Consider the following 17,568-nt stretch of genomic DNA (forward strand, 5'->3'; position numbering starts at 1 on the left):
CTCCCCTTGGAATCGATCGCTTATGCACCGCATTTCGCGCCGATCGACCGCCCCGGCAGTGGCATCGTAACGAAAGTCCCCGCGCTCGAATGGGAGATCGGACTCAGTTCGGTGCGGTGATCTTGGCGATGGTGGATCCGCCGTCGGCGGTGACCACGGTGACGAACTGCCGGTAGGTGCGGCTCGTGGCGTCGGGGCGCAACTCGGTGATGACCACGTCGTAGCGTCCGTCGAGCATGGGGGTGATCATGACGCAGTGCTGCGTTCCGGTGGGGACGGAGGCGATGCCCGCATCGATTACGGCGACCGGCGGCACCACGGCGTCGGGCGCCGTCAACGATCGCGCTACCGCTCCGGACCGGGTCGCGTAGTAGGCGTGCTGGAAGGCCAGGATCACGTCCGGCCCCGAGGCCGTGGAGCCGGTCCCGTTGCCGCGCACCAACTGTGCGCCCCGGGTCGGCTCACAGCCGGGACCGCCGCCGAGCACCGGGTCCGCTACCGTGGCCGATTGCCGGGGAGCCGACGCCGCGTCGGTGTAGACCAGGACCAGCGCGGCCGCGGCGAGCGAGGCGGCCAGCCCGGCACCGCCGACCAGCCACGCGCGCCGAGCGCCGCGCCGGGCACGGCGTCGATCGCGGTGGGTCCGATGCCGGTCGCGTTCCCGGCGCGGCGGCGGCTCGTCGGCGGAGATCATCCCGGGCCACGTGGGCACGCGTCCGGCCCCGACCTGGCCCGGGCGGGCGCGTCGGCCGCCGGGCTCGGACGTGTTCGACGACATGATCTCGCCGCACCCCCTTTTACCGGTGCCTATTCGGCCACCGTGGGTTCCCTCTCAATGCCGTTGCGCAATAACAACATTGCATATCTCTTCGGATTCTGTCGGTCGAATGCTCAACAGGCAAGGACGAACTCCGCCACGACAGTCCCGGAACACGCGAAACCGGCCGATCGGGACCGGGCGGTCGGTGCGATTCCGGGCCTCCGGGCGATCTCGCCGCGGACGGAAGCGACGCGGCCGCCCTGCCGCCGTAGCATCCCGCTCATGAGCCAGCCGATGCCGCCGCCCTATCCGCAACATCCCGCGCACCAGCCGCCGCAGCCGTATCCTCCGCCCCCGCCGCCGGGACCGCAGTTCCCCATCCTGGTCTCGACCATGAACGACGTTCCCGGACAGGAGATCGCCCGGGTCTTCGGCGAGGTCGCCGGGCTGACCGTGCGCAGCCGCAGCTTCGGCTCGAACTTCAGCGCCGGTTTCCGTTCGCTGGGCGGCGGGGAGATCCCCGAGTACACCCAGCTGCTCTACCAGTCGCGGCACGAGGCGATCATGCGGATGTGTCAGCACGCCATGTCGTTCGGCGCGAACGCGGTCATCGCGATGCGCTTCGACTGCAACGAGATCGCCGGGACGATGAGCGAGGTGGCGGCGTACGGCACCGCCGTTCTGCTCAAACCCTCTGCCTGATCGAGCTAACCCCAGGTCAGCGGGTCCAGATGGAGGAAGAAGCGCTGACGATCGGCATCCAGCTCGATGCCGTAGCGGGCGGCGAATGTCCGGTCGGCCTGTTCGGCGCGCCGCTCGTCTTGCCATGACTCCCGGGAATTGGCGAGCAGCAAGGCGATATCGGCGTAGGGGTCGGCGATGCCGAGACGCCCGAGGTCGACGAAACCGGCCACCGTGTGCGTTTCCGGATCGAGGATGATGTTGGGCAGGCACAGATCGCCGTGGCACACCACGGCTTCGGCGAACTCCTGAGTCATCCTCGGCTCCAGCTCACCGGCCAGCCTGGTGAGCAGGACGGTGGGCGGAGTGCCCTGCTGTTCCTCGGGGAGGAACTCGGTGTGCACCGCACCCCGGACCACCACGTCCTGGGCCATCGCGAACATCCGCGCCAGGCCACGATCGAACGGGCACTGCTCGGTGGGCACCTCGTGCAGGCGCCGCACCGTGTCCGCGATGGATTCCCAAGCGCGGCCCAGTGTCTCGCCGGATACCGCGTCCGCGGGCACGCCCGGGACCGCGCTGGTCACCAGGCAGGGGCCATCGTCGCCGTCCCGCCAGTCCAGCACCCGGGGGCCGGGCATATCGTGGCTGTCGAGCCAGACGATCTTGTCCCGCTCCAGCGCGAGGTCCGCGACCCCACCGGGATCGGCACACTTGGCGTAGCGGGAGCCGTCGGCGGACCGGAACACCTCGGCGCCGGACTCCCCGCTGCCGACCGGCGCCCATCGGCAATCGGACGGCAAGGCGGCACGGAAGCGGACAAGCGACTCGGACACGCCATCGACGGTAGCAACGGAACCGGCGCGTGACCCACCTCGCAGACCCCCGGCAACCCGGATGTATAGTTGCTTAAAGCAACTAGTTGTGGTTGCCAATCAATGTGCTGGTGGGGAACATCGAGGTGAGTGTCATGTCCGCAACCGCTCGCGAGCGCCGGATCACGGCGGCCGAACTCGCGGCCGCCGACGAACTCGGTCAGCGGCTGGTCCGGTTCATGCGCGCGGTCAACCGGGCGAAATGGCAGCCCGTCCGGCCGGGTCCGGACGGACTGGAGCGACTCGCCTACGCCGTGCTGTTCTCCCTCGTGCACGAGGGACCGCAGCGCGCGGGCAGGCTCGCCGAACTGCTGCACGCCGAGGCATCCACCATCAGCAGACAGAGCAGACAACTCGTGGCACACGGCCTGGTCGAGCGCCGGGCCGACCCGGTCGACGGCCGGGCGTGCGTGCTTGCGGCCACCGCGGAAGGCGTTCGCGTCTTCGAGGAGAATCGTGCCCAGCGCAACCGGTGGCTGGCCGACATCCTGGCCGACTGGCCCGCATCGGACCGCGACACCTTGACCGCGCTGCTCGACCGGCTCACCGCAGGAATAGAGACCACCACCCGACACCCAGCCGATCCGAAATAGGGCTCATTCATGACGACTTCCACCACCCGGGCTCCGCGGAACCCGGCCGCAGGCGCGGACACGTCACTGTCGCACCGGCAGATCCTGACCATCCTGTCCGGGCTGCTGCTCGGCATGTTCCTGGCCGCGCTCGACCAGAACATCGTCAGCGTCGCGATCGTCAAGATCGCCAACAGCCTGCACGGTTTCGACGAACAGGCCTGGGCGACCACCGCTTACCTGATCACCGCCACGATCACCACGCCGCTGTACGGCAAATTGGCCGACATCTACGGCCGTAAGCCGTTCTACCTCACGGCGATCAGCCTGTTCGTGATCGGTTCGGTGGCGTGCACCTTCGCCACCTCGATGTACCAGCTCGCCGCGTTCCGCGCGTTCCAGGGCCTGGGCGCGGGCGGCCTGATGTCGCTGGCGTTCACCATCATCGGCGACATCGTCCCGGCGCGCGAACGAGTGCGTTACCAGGGCTATTTCATGATGGTCTTCGGCACGGCCACGGTGCTGGGCCCGGTGCTCGGCGGCTTCTTCTCCGACTACGAACAGCTCGGCGGCATCGAGGGCTGGCGGTGGGTGTTCCTGGTGAACGTCCCGGTCGGCGTGCTCGCCCTGCTCGTGGTCGCCAAGGTGCTCAACGTGCCGCACCAGCGCCAGCATCACCGGATCGACTGGTTCGGCGCGCTGACGCTGACCATCTGCGTGGTGCCGCTGCTGATCGTCGCCGAACAAGGCAGGCACTGGGGATGGTCCTCGCACCGCTCGCTGCTCTGCTACGGCATCGGCGCGGCGGGTCTGGTGCTGTTCCTCCTGGTCGAGTTCTTCATGAAGGACTCCGCGCTGATCCCGTTGCGGCTGTTCAAGAATTCGACCTTCAGCGTCACCATCGCGGGCGGATTCATCGTCGGCGTCGCGATGTTCGGCGCGATCACCATGGTTCCGCAGTACTTCCAGGTCGTGCGCGGCTACTCGCCGACCAAGGCCGGTCTGCTGATGCTGCCCTTGGTGCTCGGCATCATGATCGGCTCGCAGGCCGCGGGGCGGATCACCAAGAGCACGGGCCGCTACAAGATCCTGCCGGTGACGGGCACGTTCATCGTCGCGGTCGGCGCGGTCCTGTACGCGCAGGTGCACTACGACAGCCCGCTGTGGCAGCCGCTGGCCATCGGCGGACTGATCGGGCTCGGGCTCGGCTGTTGTATGCAGACGCTGATCATCGCCGCGCAGAACGCCGGTCCGCGCTCCGACATGGGTGTTTCCACCGCGTCGGCCACCTTCTTCCGGCAGATGGGCGGCACGCTCGGCGTCGCGGTGTTCCTGACCATTCTGTTCAATCTGCTGCCGCACCGGATCACCGACGCGTTCGGCGGCGCGCTGCCACCCGGGTTCGGGACCGAGCAGCTCAGCGGCATGCAGTCCAACACCAGCGGCATCGCGGCGCTGCCCGACGCGCTGAAGGTGCCGATCCTCACCGGCTTCACCAACTCCATGCACGGGGTGTTCTACGCGGCGGGCGCGGTCGCGCTGCTGGCCTGCGTGGTGCTGATGTTCATGAAAGAGATCCCGCTCCAGGACACTCCGGCGCCCGCCGCGCAGACGCCGGTCGAGCAGACCGAGGCCGCCGAGTCGCACTGGGACGCGGATCAGGTCTGGGAGGGCGCCGCGCAGGCGCTGTCGGAGCCGGAACCGGTGCTCGCCGCGGCCGCGGGCGGCTACGCCTCGGGCGAACCGGCGGCCAACGGCGCGTACCTGCGCGAGCCGCGGGCGAATTTCGATGGCGCCGAGCACGAAGGCCGTTCGCTCAACGGCTACGTCCATCGCGAGGACGGCAGGCCGGTGCCCGCCGCCGCACTCACGCTGATCGACCATCAGGGGCGGCAGGCCGCGCGGACGAACGGCGGCGCGGACGGCAGTTACCTCGTCGGCGTGCCCGACGCGGGCAACTACGTGCTGATCGTGTCGGCCGCGGGACATCAGCCCGCCGCGGTCAACGTGACCGTCGCAGACCGGCCGCAGCAATTCGACATCACCTTGCTCGGCTCCGGCGAGGTGTCCGGCGTGGTCCGGTCCAGCACCCTGGGCGAGCCGCTGCCGGGCGCGACCATCACGCTGACCGATCTGGACGGCGAGGTCGTCGGATCCGCGACCGCCGAGGGCGACGGCGGCTACGTTTGCCACGGCGTGGTGCCAGGCACATACACCGTCGTGGCGGTCGCCGAGCACATGCGTCCCAGCGCGACCGCGCTGACCGTGCCGGACAGCGGATTGCTGCACCACGACATCGTTCTCACGCCGATGGCGGTGCTGGCCGGGTCGGCGTGGGCGGACGGCGGCCGGGCGGTCGCGGACGTGCAGATCAGCGTGCTCGACGCGGCGGGCGTGCTGACCGCGACGACGCGCACCGACGAGAACGGCCGCTATGTCGTCGCGGATCTCGCCGAAGGCGACTACACGGTCGTCGCCCGGGGCTATCCCGCGGTGACCAGCCGGATCACGGTGAGCGGCGGCGAGATGGCCCACGACGTGCGGCTGGGCTACGACCTCGAGGACGAGGCGACCGGGAAGGTCCCGCCCGTCCGCTGACGGATTTTCCGGCGTACGGAGGAGGGGCGGTGGTCACCGGACCACCGCCCCTCGCCGTTCGCGCCGGTGGATTCGGCCGATTCTCACTCGGCTCAGAAGCGAATCATCCCTCCGGCCGGCCGCGTTTGTGGTCGCCGAATGGTTCGTCGCGTTCCCGGACCGCCGTGCGGAAACCGGCGGTAGCAGCGCGGGTTTGGAAGGCGTAACCCTCCGTGGTGTGCCGGGAGATCCCGTCGAAGACGGTGCTGATCATGCCGGAGTTCGCCACACCCTGGGCGTACAGCGCCGAGTTCAGCGCCAGTTTGGCCATCATCAGCTGGTTGATCGGCATGCGCGCGATCCGCGCGACGAATTCCTCGGTGCGCGCGTCGAGTTCGTCGGCCGGCCAGGATTCGATCGCCAGGCCCCATTCCACCGCTTGCCTGCCCGTAAGGCAGTCGCCGGTGAACAGCAGACGCTTGGCGCGCTGGTCGCCGAGGCGATGCGCCCACATGCCCGCCGCCGGGACACCCCAGACCCGGGTGGGCGGGTAGCCGATCTTGGTGTCGTCGGCGCAGATGATCTGATCGGCGAACAGGGCGATGTCGCTGCCGCCCGCCACGGCGAAGCCGTGCAGTTTGGCCACGGTCGGCTTGTTCGCGTGCATCAGGCTGGCGAAACCGCGGTTGAACCGACTCATCATCGCGTAGTCGATCATCGGGTCCCAGGTCCGCGCCGGATCGTGATTGCGGCCCTGCACCACCGGGTCGACGACCGTCCCCGCCGCGTCGCCGGGACCGCCTGCCACCGCGAAACTCTGCTCGGCGAACATGCTCAGGTCGTATCCGCCGCAGAATCCCTTGCCGCGCCCGGACAACAGGATCACGTGCACCCGCGGGTCCAGATCCGCGCGTTCCACCGCGTGCGCCAGGTCGTTCGGTGTGTCGGGCGTGATCGCGTTGCCCTTCTCCGGCCGGTTGAAGGTGATGCGCGCGATGCGGCCGTCCCGCTCGTAAGTCAGCGTCCGGTACTCGCGTGCGTCGTCCGGGTCCGGGCGTCCGGCCCACGGTGAGTCCGGCTGCTCGGTCCACCCGCGATACCACGCGCCCGCGTCGCCATCGGCCCTGATGTCACTGTCGGTCATCGCTTTCCCTTCGACGCTGGTCCCGAACCCGTCTCCGCAGTCTGGCGCAAACGCCGATTGACAGTCAACATTGACTGTGAAAATGTCGCGCCGACGGAGGGAGCCGGAATGGCCGGACTACGCGAGGAACAGAAACGGGCGACCCGCGCCCGCATCCTCGACGCCGCCGCCGACCTGCTGGCCGAACAGGGCTACCGGGCACTGTCCACCCTCTCCGTTCAGCGTGCCGCGCAGGTCAGCCGCGGAGCGCTGCTGCATCACTTCCCGACCCTCGGCGCGTTGATCACCGACCTGGTCGGCCATCTGGTCGCGCGCAACGAAGCGGCGGTACGAGAGATCGCGGCCGGACTCGGCGACGGAGCCGATCCCGTGCTGCGCGCCTTGACCGCCCTCTACGAATCGATGGCGCGACCGGCGGCGCAAGCCGAGTTCGAACTGTGGACGGCCGCGCGGACCGATCCGGCGCTTGCCGAGGCGTTGCGCGTGGCCGAACGAGAAGCCGGGCGCGACTTGCGGCGCGTGGTGGACGCGCTGTTCGGCCCGAGCCTCGTCGCCCACCCCGGCTATCCGGCCGTCCGCGATCTCACCGTCGCGATCCTGCGCGGCACCGCGATGTCCCGTCCGCTGCGCACTTCGGAGCGCGCCGCCACGGCAACCATCGACCGATGGGCACAGGCCATCGCAGTTCTGCTCGCACCAGGCATTTAGCAATCAGGGAGCGTCGAGGCGACCGAACTCGCTGTGATACGCGTCACTTGTGCCCCGGATTGTGCCGTCTCACACACTCTCGCTATCCTGGCTGCACTTTGAGACCACCGAGTCTCAATGCAGCCTTCGACGGGGCCGGGTTCGACCACCGCGCGGCGCCGGCGAAGGCCTTTCCTGCCGGGGAGCGCCTGCGGCGCCTGTACTACCAGGAGCAAACGCCATGCGATCGAAGTGGATCTCGGCGGCTATCGGTTTCACGGCGATGGCGCTGTCGTGCGTAGGGCCGGGCAGCGGGCCCGCCGTCGCCGAGCCCGAGTGCCCGAGCATGTACGTGGTGGCCATCCCGGGCACCTGGGAAACCACCACCGATGGCGAGCGCCCCGGCCCCGGGATGCTGGCCGGAGTCACCAACGGCCTGCCGTCCTCGGTGCGGGTCGACTACGTCAGCTACGCCGCGACCGCCTTCCCTTGGGAGACCGAGGTTTACGGCGCGTCCAAACGCGAGGCCGTCGACAACGCGCGCGGCATGATCGGAGCGATGGCCAGGGCGTGCGGCGCGACCAAGATCGCATTGCTCGGCTACAGCCAGGGCGCGGACGCCGCGGGCGATCTGGCCGCCGAGATCGGCACCGGGATCGGCGTCGTGCCGCCGTACCGGATCGCGGCGGTCGGACTCATCTCCGATCCGCGCCGCTCCCCCACCGACGCGCTGGTCGGTCCGCCGGTGGGCGGCGCGGGCGCGGGCGGTCCCCGCATCGGCGGCTTCGGCTTCGTCAGCCCGCAGACCCGCACCATCTGCGCGGTCGGCGATCTGTACTGCACCACGGCGTCGGACGATTTCGTGACCCGGTTCGCCGGCTTCCTGGCCCAGACCTCCCATCCCGACCCGGCCGATCTCTGGCGCTACCAGATGGAAATGGGCGCCATCGTCGGCGATCTGATGTCCAACGGCGGAATCCCGTTGCTGCAGAGCCAGTTGTCGGAGTCGGCGAACCAGGAACGGGCCCGGTTGCTGGACCAGTTCTACCGCTCCGAGGCGCACACCGCCTACGGCAGCTACCGCGTCGGCGGCGGCGCGACCGCGCTGTCGTGGATGCACGACTGGCTGGCGTCGCTGGCCTGAGTCAGGGCGCGAGCCGCCGCGCGACCTCGCCCAGGCCCTCCGCGACGGCGCTCTGCTGAGCGGCGCTGAGCACGTCGACGAGGACGCGGCGGACGGTCGCGACATGGTCCGGCGCGATCTGCGCCAGCCGTTCCCGGCCCGCGCCGGTGAGCACGGCGATGACCCCGCGCACGTCGGTCGGGCAGGCCTCGCGCACCAGCAGTCCGGCCTTCTCCAATTGCGTCACCTGGTAGGTCAGCCCGCTTTTGGAGGTGTAGAGCGCGTCGGCGAGTTCGGTCATCCGCAGGCGGCCCTCCGGCGCGTCCGCGAGCCGCACCAGCACCTCGTACTGCGTGTGCGACAGCCCTTCCCGCTTGAGCTGCCGTTCCACCTCACGGTCCACCAGCGCGCCCGCCGCGAGGAAGCTGTGCCACACCTGCATCTCGCGCGCGTTCAGCCACCTGGTCTCCACAGCTCCACCCTAACCATATTGTTCAAATTTGAACAATCAGCTACCGTTTAGTTCGAATTCGAACTACCTGCGGCCGAACAAGGAGGAGCGCCATGACCAGCGTGAACACCGGAAGAATGCCGGTGCTCTATCTCTCCCACGGCGCTCCGCCACTGGCCGATCACGCGAGCTGGCCCACCGAACTGGCGGCGTGGTCGGGCGCATTGCCGCGCCCCCGGGCGATCCTGATCGTCTCCGCGCACTGGGAGGCCGCGCCGATCGCGCTCGGCGCCACCGAGACGGTGCCGCTGGTCTACGACTTCTGGGGCTTCCCCGGGCGGTACTACCAGGTGCGCTATCCCGCGCCGGGCGCGCCGGAGCTGGCCGAGAAGGTGCGAAACCTGTTGCGCGGACCCGGCGTCGCCGTGGCCGACGTCCCGGCGCGCGGGCTCGACCACGGCGCCTACGTGCCGCTGAAGGAGATGTACCCGGACGCCGACGTCCCGGTGTTGCAACTGTCCATGCCGACGCTGGACCCTGGGGCGCTGCTGGACATCGGACGGAAGCTGGCGCCCCTGCGCGACGAGGGCGTGCTGATCGTCGGCAGCGGTTTCTTCACCCACAACCTGCGCGCCCTGACGGCCGACGACGAACACGTGCACTCCTTCACCGCCGAATTCGACGAGTGGGGCCGCGACGCGCTGGCCGCACACGACCTGGACGCACTGCTCGATTTCGAGCGGAAAGCTCCCGCCGCGCGCCTGGCCCACCCCCGCGCCGAGCACTTCGCACCGCTGTTCGTCGCACTCGGCGCGGGCGAAGACGACCTCGGCGCGCTGCGCACCGTCATCGACGGCTACTGGTTCGGCATGGCGCGCCGATCCGTCCAGCTCGGCTGACGCACCACGTCATCGGATGCGCAGCGCCGTCAGCCGCCAGCCCGCCGAGCGCGTCCGGACGATCCTCGCCGCCACGGCGAAACGGCGACCGCCACGGGCATATGCGGCGAAGACCTCGGCGGTCCTGGCATCCACGAGCGCCACGCTCACCCGGATCGGCACCGCGACGCCGAGTGCGTGACCGGGCACCAGACCGGCGGCGAGCAATGTGCGCACCGCGGCGACGACCGTGGCGTCGGCGACCGCGGCCAGTTGCGGTACGGGTCTCCTACGGTCGAGTACCTCGAGGACGATGCGCACCGCTGACTCGGCGAACCGGCGTGCCGCCGAGCGGGTTTCGTCCCCCGCCTGCGCGGCGGACGCATGACTACGCCGCACCGCGCTACGGATCCCGGCACTCGACCGGCCGGACACAGCGCGCGTCCGCGTGCGGCAAGGTAGCGCCCGTGCCGGCGCGGGATCGCGAACTTCGGCGCGCCCGCGGCTGTCCAAGGGCGGCTCCGGATTCGGAGCAGGCGCCAACCAATCGTGATAACCAGCCATGCAAATCCCTTCGAAACCCCGATGTCGAAACCCTGTGACGACCGATTCTGCGGACGAGACACGGGAAAACGCGCGTAGTCGGCTACCCGATTCCGCCCCGACTCACCAGCACCCGCATCCGGCACGCACGAAGACCGACCTAGGTTGGAGGGCAGCCCCGACCGGAAACGGAGACCTTGGATGACCGACGAGCCAGGAGCGGATGTGACCGTGCCCGGAGAATCCGCGACCCCGCCTCGCCTGGCCCGCCTCGCGCTGCTGGTATCCGCCGGAGTCCTCGCCGGGTATCTCGCGCTCGGCCAATTGATCGCGATCCTGCCGGTTTCCTGGATGATGCCGCTGCTGGGCAACGCGATCGTGCAGTCGGCGGTGCTCTTGCTCGGCTCGGTCCGTGACGCGCTCGGCTCGTGGAACATGGTGCTGGCGGTGGCAGCGACCGGGCTCGCGCTCACCGCGCTTCGCTCCGGCGAGCGGGGACGGCGCCCGGCGGCCGCGGTGACCGGCGTGGCTGTCGTCGGCCTGGTGCTGTCCGTAGTCACGAGCGCGACGCTGGTGTTCGCGGCGCACGACGCGGCGGGCGTCTGGGTTCCGTTCGCCCCGGCCGTCCCGTTCAGCACCGTCGGTGACGCGCCGGACGAGACCGTCACCTACGCGACCGTCGACGGGCAGCCGATCCAGGCGGATCTGTATCTGCCCGCCCCGGGACCGGCCCCGGCCCCACTGGTGGTGAGCATCCACGGCGGCGCGTTCGTCGCGGGCAGCCGCGGCACCGACGCCTACACGACCTGGCTGGCCGACAACGGATACGCCGTCCTCGACGTCGACTACCGCCTCTCCGGCGCGACCGAGCACCGCTGGGACACCGCGGACGCCGACGTCGCCTGCGCGCTGACCTGGGCCGCCGCGAACGCGCAGCGGTACAACTGGGACCTGCGGCGGATCGCCACGTTCGGCGAGTCGGCGGGCGGCAATCTGGCCGTCAACGTCGCGAACAAGATCAACGCGAGCGCCTTGCGGCCCAGCTGTGGCAGCGCGGAGGAGCTGCCCGAGGTGCGCGCCGCGGTCGCGCTGTACCCGGCGGTCGATCTCACCGCTTCCGGCACCGAGACCGCGCTCGGCGTCGACGCGGCCCGGCAGTATCTCGGCGGTACGCCCGAACAGTATCCCGAGCGCTACACCGCGACGAGCTCCGCTCCGCACGTCAGCGCAGCCTCCCCACCCACCCTGTTGATCCAGGGGTCCAGCGATCACCTGGTGCGCGCCGAGCACACCGCGGCCTACGCCGCCGCGCTCGAGACCGCGGGCGTCCCGCAGCGCTACGTCGAGCTGCCTTACGTGGAACACGCCTTCGGCACCACCGAACTCGACACGGGCGCGCGGGTCACCCGCGAACTCACCAGGACCTGGCTGGCGGAATACCTGCCGTAACCGGCGTCACACCGCCGCGCGGGGAATACTCGGGCACCCCAGCCGGTTCCTTTGGTTGCCATATCCACCAAATTGAGTCAGACTGAGAACGAAGGAGGCGTCGTGCAGTTCGGAATCTTCACGGTCGGTGATGTGACGACCGACCCCACGACCGGCCGGACGCCGAGTGAGCACGAACGCATCACCGCCATGGTGACGATCGCGCGCAAGGCCGAGGAGGTCGGTCTGGACGTGTTCGCCACCGGCGAGCACCACAACCGGCCGTTCGTGCCGTCGTCGCCGACGACGATGCTCGGCTACATCGCGGCGCGGACCGAGCGGCTCCAGCTCTCCACCGCGACGACCCTGATCACCACGAACGATCCGGTGAAGATCGCCGAGGACTTCGCGATGTTGCAGCACCTGGCCGAGGGGCGCGTCGACCTCATGCTCGGCCGCGGCAACACCGGCCCGGTCTACCCGTGGTTCGGCAAGGACATCCGCGACGGCATCCCGCTGGCCATCGAGAACTACCACCTGCTGCACCGGCTCTGGCGCGAAGACGTGGTCGACTGGGAAGGCAAATTCCGGACGCCGTTGCAGTCGTTCACCGCCACGCCGCGCCCGCTGGACGACGTTCCGCCGTTCGTCTGGCACGGCTCGATCCGCAGCCCCGAGATCGCCGAGCAGGCGGCCTACTACGGCGACGGCTTCTTCGCCAACAACATCTTCTGGCCGAAAGAGCACTTCCAGCGACTGATCCGGCTGTACCGGCAGCGCTACGAGCACTACGGCCACGGCTCCGCCGACCAGGCGATCGTCGGCCTGGGCGGACAGGTGTTCATGCGCAAGAACTCCCAGGACGCGGTGCGCGAGTTCCGCCCCTACTTCGACAACGCGCCGGTGTACGGACACGGCCCGTCGCTGGAGGAATTCACCGAGCAGACCCCGCTCACCGTGGGCAGCCCGCAGCAGGTCATCGACAAGACGCTCACCTTCCGCCAAACGTTCGGCGACTACCAGCGCCAACTGTTCCTGATGGACCACGCGGGCCTTCCGCTGAAGACCGTGCTGGAGCAGCTGGACCTGCTCGGCGAGGAAGTGGTGCCGGTGCTGCGCAAAGAGTTCGCGGACCTGCGCCCGGCGCACGTGCCGGACGCCCCGACGCACGCGAGCCTGGTCGCCGCCCGCGACGCCGCCGTGGAGGCGACCCGATGACCCGCATCGCCGTCGTCTCCGCCGGCCTGTCGCAGCCCTCGTCGACCCGGCTGCTCGCCGACCGGCTCACCGCGGCCACCGCGGCGGCGCTGTCCGCGTCCGGCGCGGACGTGACCGTCGACGTGGTCGAGGTGCGCGAGCACGCGCGGGATCTGGCCGACAACCTGCTGACCGGATTCGCGCCGACCGGGTTGCGCGCGACGCTCGACAGCGTGGCAGGCGCCGACGGCCTGATCGCCGTCACGCCGATCTTCAACGCCTCCTACAGCGGCCTGTTCAAGACGTTCTTCGACGTACTGGAACCGGACGCGCTGGCAGGGATGCCGGTGCTGCTCGGCGCGACCGGCGGCTCGGCGCGCCACTCCCTCGCGTTGGAACACGCGCTGCGACCGATGTTCAGCTACCTGCACGCGGTGGTCGCGCCCACCGCGGTGTACGCGGCGTCGGAAGACTGGGCGTCCGCGGCGACCGAGGGGTTGAGCCCTCGGATCGACCGCGCCGCAGCGGAATTCGCCGCCGCGCTGACCAACACGCCGCGAGCGCGTGGCACCGATCCGTACGACGACCCGGTACCGTTCGCACAGCTGCTCGGCACTCACTGATCTTCCCCCGACCGATCCCACCCCCGTTCACACCCAACTAATTCAAATCTCAACTATCAAGGAGAACGCCATGTCGACCGGAACCACCAACGCTCTCACCGCGGGCACCTGGGCCATCGACCCCGCCCACTCCACGCTCGGCTTCTCGGTGCGCCACCTGATGGTCAGCAAGGTGCGCGGCCGCTTCACCGACTTCTCCGGCAAGCTGGTGATCGGCGAGGACGGCAGCGCCTCGGCCGAGGCCGAGATCCGGGTCGACTCGGTCACCACCGACAACGAACAGCGCGACGCCCACCTGCGCACCGCGGACTTCTTCCAGGCCGAGCAGTTCCCGGTGGCCACATTCAAGTCCACCGGTTTCCGGGTGAAGGGTGACGATTTCGTGGTGGACGGCGAATTCACCATTCGCGGTGTCACCAAGCCGGTATCGCTCGAGGTGGAGTTCCTCGGCGTCAACCCCGGCATGGGCCAGGGGCCGGTCGCGGGCTTCGAGGCCAAGACCGTGATCAACCGCCGCGACTTCGGCATCACCATCGACATGCCGCTGCCCGACGGCGGCGCGGTGATCGGCGACAAGATCACGCTCACCCTCGAGGTCGAGGTCGGCCTGCAGGCCTGATCCGCGCGGTCCCGCGGCTCGATGCCGCGGGAGGCGTTTTCCGTCAGAACAGCGTCATGGGCTCGGCGGCGGCGGGCTCGGGCAGCGGCTCGAGCTCGGGCAGCCGGGCCCTGACCGCGGCATGGAAACGGCGGGCCAGTTCCAGCGAGCCCGCATTGTCCGGCGTGTGCAGGAACACGGTGGGCGAGCGGCCTTCACGCAGCCATTCGGCGACCGTGCCGACCCACGGCCGCCAGCCGTCGACGGTGCGCTGGACGTCGTCGCGGCCGTGAAAGCGCACGATCGGGTATTCGGTCAGCGCGCGCATCCTGCGCCGCACCCGCGGCTTCTTCGCGGCCGCCTCCTGTTCCGCCGCGCTGGCGGGCGGACCGTCGAAAAGCACGGTGGTGTCGAACGGCACCCATTCGGCGCCGACCCTGGACAGTACGTATTCCAGCCTGCGCGCCGCCTGCTCGTCCTCGAAGAACGCGGGGTGACGCACCTCGACGGCGACCCGGTACGAGCGCGGGAAGTCGCGCAGGAAACCGGCCAGCACACCGAGATCGGTGGGTCCGAACGAACCCGGCAGCTGGATCCACAGGGCGTGGATGCGTTCGCCGAGCGGCTCCATCGCGGCGAGGAAGGACCGCAGCTCCTGCTCGACGCCGGTCAGTCTGCGTTCGTGGGTGATCGGCTTCGGCAACTTGAGCACGAAGCGGAACGCGGGATCGCATTGCGCCGCCCATGATTCGACTGTGCGCAGCGACGGCGTCGCGTAGAACGTCGTATTGCCTTCGACCGCGTTGCACCACGTGGCGTACCAGCGCAACCGCTCCCCCGGGGAGAGCTGACGTTCCTGCCAGGCCGCGTGCGTCCACATCGCACATCCCACGTGAAGCCGCATGCTCTCGACGCTAACCCACGCTCCCGACACGAGCTCCGGGCCCCGGACTCACCGCCGCGCCCGCTTCTTCGACCGCACCCAGCCGAAGGTCAACTCGACCGCGCGTTTCCAGTTCTCGTACTCGTCCTCCCGCAGCTCCGCGTCCATGCGCGGAACCCATTGGGCGGCAAGGCGCCAATTGTTGCGCAATCCCTCGAGGTCGGGCCAATACCCCACGGCGAGACCCGCGGCGTACGCCGCGCCCAGTGAGACCGTCTCGGCGACGAACGGACGCAGCACCGGAACATCCAGCACATCGGACACGATCTGCATGAGCAGGTTGTTCGAGGTCATCCCGCCGTCCACGCGCAGTGCCGCGGCTTGCAGGCCGGAGTCGGCGTTCATCGCCTCCACCACGTCCCGGGTCTGCCAAGCGGTCGCCTCCAGCACGGCGCGCGCGATGTGGCCCTTGGTGATGTAGGAGGTCAGCCCGGCGATGAGACCGCGCGCGTCGCTGCGCCAATGCGGCGCGTACAGCCCGGAGAACGCGGGCACGACGTAGCAGCCGCCGTTGTCTTCGACGGTGCGCGCGAGGGTTTCGATCTCCGGCGCACTGGTGACCAGTCCGATGTTGTCGCGCACCCATTGCACGAGCGATCCCGTGACCGCGATCGGCCCCTCCAGCGCGTAGACCGGCTCGGGGCCGATCTGGTAGCCGATCGTGGTGAGCAGGCCGTGCTCGGAACGCACCAGGTCGCGTCCGGTGTTCATCATGAGGAAGCCGCCGGTGCCGTAGGTGCACTTGGTCTCCCCACGCGCGAAACAGGTTTGGCCGAACAACGCGGCATGCTGGTCGCCGAGGGCGGCGGCGATCGGGATGCCGGGCACGACCCGGCGCGTGTTGCCGTAGGACGCGATCGAGGGCTGGATGCGCGGCAGCATGCGGGCGGGGATGCCGAAGAACTCCAGCAGTTCGTCGTCCCAGGCGAGGGTGCGCAGGTTCATCAGAAGGGTGCGGCTGGCGTTGGTGACGTCGGTGCAATGCAGCCCGCCGTCGGGGCCTCCGGTGAGGTTCCAGATCAGCCAGGTCTCCATGGTGCCGAACAGCACCTCGCCCCGTTCCGCGCGCTCGCGCAGACCTGGCACCGAGTCCAGCATCCAGCGCAGCCGCGGCGCGGCGAAGTAGCTGGCCAGCGGCAGGCCGCACAGCTCTCGGATCCGGTCGGCGCCCGGCTTGTCCCCGAGCTCGCGGACCAGTTCCTCGGTGCGCACGTCCTGCCAGACGATGGCGCGTCCGATCGGCGTGCCGGTGCGGCGGTCCCACACCACGGTGGTCTCGCGCTGGTTGGCGATGCCCAGCGCGGCGATCCGGTCGGCCGTCACACCGGAATCCCGCAGGGCCTGCGGCACGATCCGCTCGACATTGCGCCAGATCTCCAGCGCGTCCTGCTCCGCCCAGCCCGGCCGCGGATAGTGCTGCCGGTGCGGGCGCTGCGCGACGCCGACGAGCCGGGCACGCTGGTCGAACAGGATGCACCGCGTGGAGGTGGTGCCCTGGTCGATGGCCAGCACGTAACGCTGCTTCATGCTCGGCTGCTCCTGATCGACATCGGACGGTCACCGCGGGGACGAAAGTCAGTGACTCGTACCGAGATCGCGCGACACCGCCCGTGCGGCGTCGAGCACCTGACCGACCAGCGCGGGCCGGTGCCGCAGCTGGGCGTCACAGAGCCGGTCCACCGCGCCGGTGATGCCGATGGCGCCGACCACGAGGCCACCGGGCGCCCGGATCGGCGCCGCGATACCCGCCTCGCCCGTCCGGAATTCCTCGGTGTCGCCCGCCCATCCGGCCTGCCGGACGCCGCCCAGCGCCCTGGCGAGCCCGGTGCGGTCGACCAGGGTGCGGTGTGTGAGCGGGGCCAGCTCGGCGCGGCGCGTCGTGGCGGCCAGCTCGGCGTCGTAGGCGAGCAGGACCTTGCCCAGCGCGGTGGCGTGCGGCGGCAGCAGTTCGCCGAGTTCGAGCGCCTGCTGGGTATTGTCCGGCCGGAACACGTGATGCACCACGACCACCGCGCCGTCCATCGGCGCGCCGATCCGCACCGATTCGCCGGTGCGCGCCGCCAGCGCGTCGGCCCAGTTGATCGCGCGGGAGCGCAACTCGTTCGCGTCGAGGTAGCTGGTGCCCAGGTGCAGCAGCGCCGCGCCGAGTTGGTACTTGCCGGTGGCCGGATCCTGTTCGACGAAGCCGACGCCTTGCAGCGTGCGCAGGATGCCGTGCGCGGTCGGCTTGGGCAGGTCGAGCGCGCTCGCGATGTCGCCGACGCCGAGCCGCCCTGAGCCGCGGGCCAGCAGCCGCAGAACGGCCGCCGCCCGCTCGATCGATTGGATCGCACCTGGCATATCGGGGAACCTACCCGTGTCGTGATTCGACAATGTCGAACGGCTGGTGATACCTGAGCAACATCATTGAAACCCAGTGTGAGCTGCGCCATACATCCTCCTCGCGCGTCGGACGGTAGCGTCGCCGCCTTCCGGCAACCAGTCGAGG

18 protein-coding genes are annotated in these 17,568 nt (G+C 69.7%); 10 read left to right on the plus strand and 8 right to left on the minus strand.

Going from position 1 to position 17,568, the window contains the following annotated elements:
• Nucleotides 1-103: 103 nt before the first annotated feature.
• Nucleotides 104-778, minus strand: coding sequence for a hypothetical protein (locus tag ACWESM_RS22300; protein WP_364429950.1), 675 nt, complete (start codon nt 776-778; stop codon nt 104-106).
• Nucleotides 779-1,138: 360 nt separating this feature from the next.
• Here ACWESM_RS22300 and ACWESM_RS22305 point away from each other — a divergent pair, with 360 nt between their 5' ends.
• Nucleotides 1,139-1,462: a YbjQ family protein gene (locus tag ACWESM_RS22305; RefSeq protein ID WP_355075979.1), complete on the plus strand. Its 324-nt coding sequence runs from the start codon at nt 1,139-1,141 to the stop codon at nt 1,460-1,462.
• 5 nt (nt 1,463-1,467) lie between these two features.
• Here ACWESM_RS22305 and ACWESM_RS22310 read toward each other — a convergent pair whose 3' ends face one another.
• The gene (locus tag ACWESM_RS22310; protein ID WP_452493506.1) at nt 1,468-2,277 is read right to left on the minus strand and encodes an APH(3'') family aminoglycoside O-phosphotransferase; all 810 of its coding nucleotides are present in this window, start codon (nt 2,275-2,277) and stop codon (nt 1,468-1,470) included.
• A 134-nt stretch (nt 2,278-2,411) separates the two neighbouring features.
• On the opposite strand from ACWESM_RS22310, the gene ACWESM_RS22315 reads away from it, so the two are divergent.
• Nucleotides 2,412-2,909: a MarR family winged helix-turn-helix transcriptional regulator gene (locus tag ACWESM_RS22315; protein ID WP_355075754.1), complete on the plus strand. Its 498-nt coding sequence runs from the start codon at nt 2,412-2,414 to the stop codon at nt 2,907-2,909.
• Nucleotides 2,910-2,918: 9 nt separating this feature from the next.
• The gene (locus tag ACWESM_RS22320) at nt 2,919-5,486 is read left to right on the plus strand and encodes an MFS transporter (RefSeq protein WP_364429955.1); all 2,568 of its coding nucleotides are present in this window, start codon (nt 2,919-2,921) and stop codon (nt 5,484-5,486) included.
• 103 nt (nt 5,487-5,589) lie between these two features.
• Here ACWESM_RS22320 and ACWESM_RS22325 read toward each other — a convergent pair whose 3' ends face one another.
• Nucleotides 5,590-6,609: a crotonase/enoyl-CoA hydratase family protein gene (locus tag ACWESM_RS22325; RefSeq protein ID WP_355075750.1), complete on the minus strand. Its 1,020-nt coding sequence runs from the start codon at nt 6,607-6,609 to the stop codon at nt 5,590-5,592.
• A 108-nt stretch (nt 6,610-6,717) separates the two neighbouring features.
• Between ACWESM_RS22325 and ACWESM_RS22330 the strand changes: the two genes are divergently transcribed.
• Together ACWESM_RS22330 and ACWESM_RS22335 are read left to right on the plus strand one after the other, a co-directional pair.
• Entirely contained in the window at nt 6,718-7,317 is a 600-nt protein-coding gene (locus tag ACWESM_RS22330) for a TetR/AcrR family transcriptional regulator (protein WP_364429959.1), read from the plus strand.
• Nucleotides 7,318-7,537: 220 nt separating this feature from the next.
• Nucleotides 7,538-8,440: a cutinase family protein gene (locus tag ACWESM_RS22335; RefSeq protein ID WP_355075746.1), complete on the plus strand. Its 903-nt coding sequence runs from the start codon at nt 7,538-7,540 to the stop codon at nt 8,438-8,440.
• 1 nt (nt 8,441) lies between these two features.
• Here ACWESM_RS22335 and ACWESM_RS22340 read toward each other — a convergent pair whose 3' ends face one another.
• On the minus strand, nt 8,442-8,891 hold the full coding sequence (locus ACWESM_RS22340; RefSeq protein ID WP_364429962.1) for a MarR family winged helix-turn-helix transcriptional regulator: 450 nt from the start codon (nt 8,889-8,891) through the stop codon (nt 8,442-8,444).
• A gap of 92 nt (nt 8,892-8,983) precedes the next feature.
• Here ACWESM_RS22340 and ACWESM_RS22345 point away from each other — a divergent pair, with 92 nt between their 5' ends.
• Nucleotides 8,984-9,769, plus strand: a complete 786-nt coding sequence (locus ACWESM_RS22345; RefSeq protein WP_452493511.1) for a DODA-type extradiol aromatic ring-opening family dioxygenase — start codon at nt 8,984-8,986, stop codon at nt 9,767-9,769.
• Nucleotides 9,770-9,778: 9 nt separating this feature from the next.
• On the opposite strand, the gene ACWESM_RS22350 is transcribed toward ACWESM_RS22345, so the two are convergent.
• On the minus strand, nt 9,779-10,147 hold the full coding sequence (locus ACWESM_RS22350) for an Rv3235 family protein (protein ID WP_364429967.1): 369 nt from the start codon (nt 10,145-10,147) through the stop codon (nt 9,779-9,781).
• A 345-nt stretch (nt 10,148-10,492) separates the two neighbouring features.
• On the opposite strand from ACWESM_RS22350, the gene ACWESM_RS22355 reads away from it, so the two are divergent.
• The 4 genes from ACWESM_RS22355 to ACWESM_RS22370 all read left to right on the plus strand — a co-directional run bounded on the left by ACWESM_RS22355 (nt 10,493) and on the right by ACWESM_RS22370 (nt 14,158).
• Nucleotides 10,493-11,740 (plus strand): alpha/beta hydrolase, encoded by a 1,248-nt coding sequence (locus ACWESM_RS22355; RefSeq protein ID WP_364429970.1) that lies wholly within the window; start codon nt 10,493-10,495, stop codon nt 11,738-11,740.
• A 102-nt stretch (nt 11,741-11,842) separates the two neighbouring features.
• The gene (locus ACWESM_RS22360; protein ID WP_364429973.1) at nt 11,843-12,937 is read left to right on the plus strand and encodes an LLM class flavin-dependent oxidoreductase; all 1,095 of its coding nucleotides are present in this window, start codon (nt 11,843-11,845) and stop codon (nt 12,935-12,937) included.
• Nucleotides 12,934-13,539 carry an FMN reductase gene (locus tag ACWESM_RS22365; RefSeq protein ID WP_452493513.1) on the plus strand — a complete coding sequence of 202 codons (606 nt, stop codon included), beginning with the start codon at nt 12,934-12,936 and terminating at the stop codon, nt 13,537-13,539. Before ACWESM_RS22360 ends, ACWESM_RS22365 begins: the two co-directional genes overlap by 4 nt.
• A gap of 70 nt (nt 13,540-13,609) precedes the next feature.
• Complete coding sequence (locus tag ACWESM_RS22370) at nt 13,610-14,158, plus strand: YceI family protein (RefSeq protein WP_364429979.1); 549 nt, start codon at nt 13,610-13,612, stop codon at nt 14,156-14,158.
• Nucleotides 14,159-14,201: 43 nt separating this feature from the next.
• On the opposite strand, the gene ACWESM_RS22375 is transcribed toward ACWESM_RS22370, so the two are convergent.
• From ACWESM_RS22375 to ACWESM_RS22385, 3 genes are read right to left on the minus strand one after another with little or no spacing between them, the layout of a single operon-like run.
• Entirely contained in the window at nt 14,202-15,041 is an 840-nt protein-coding gene (locus ACWESM_RS22375; RefSeq protein ID WP_452493515.1) for a DUF72 domain-containing protein, read from the minus strand.
• Between the two features lie 48 nt (nt 15,042-15,089).
• On the minus strand, nt 15,090-16,607 hold the full coding sequence (glpK, locus tag ACWESM_RS22380) for a glycerol kinase GlpK (protein ID WP_356967001.1): 1,518 nt from the start codon (nt 16,605-16,607) through the stop codon (nt 15,090-15,092).
• Between the two features lie 48 nt (nt 16,608-16,655).
• Nucleotides 16,656-17,420, minus strand: a complete 765-nt coding sequence (locus ACWESM_RS22385; protein WP_397279186.1) for an IclR family transcriptional regulator — start codon at nt 17,418-17,420, stop codon at nt 16,656-16,658.
• Nucleotides 17,421-17,568: the final 148 nt, after the last annotated feature.

Source organism: Nocardia sp. NPDC003999 (assembly GCF_053604885.1).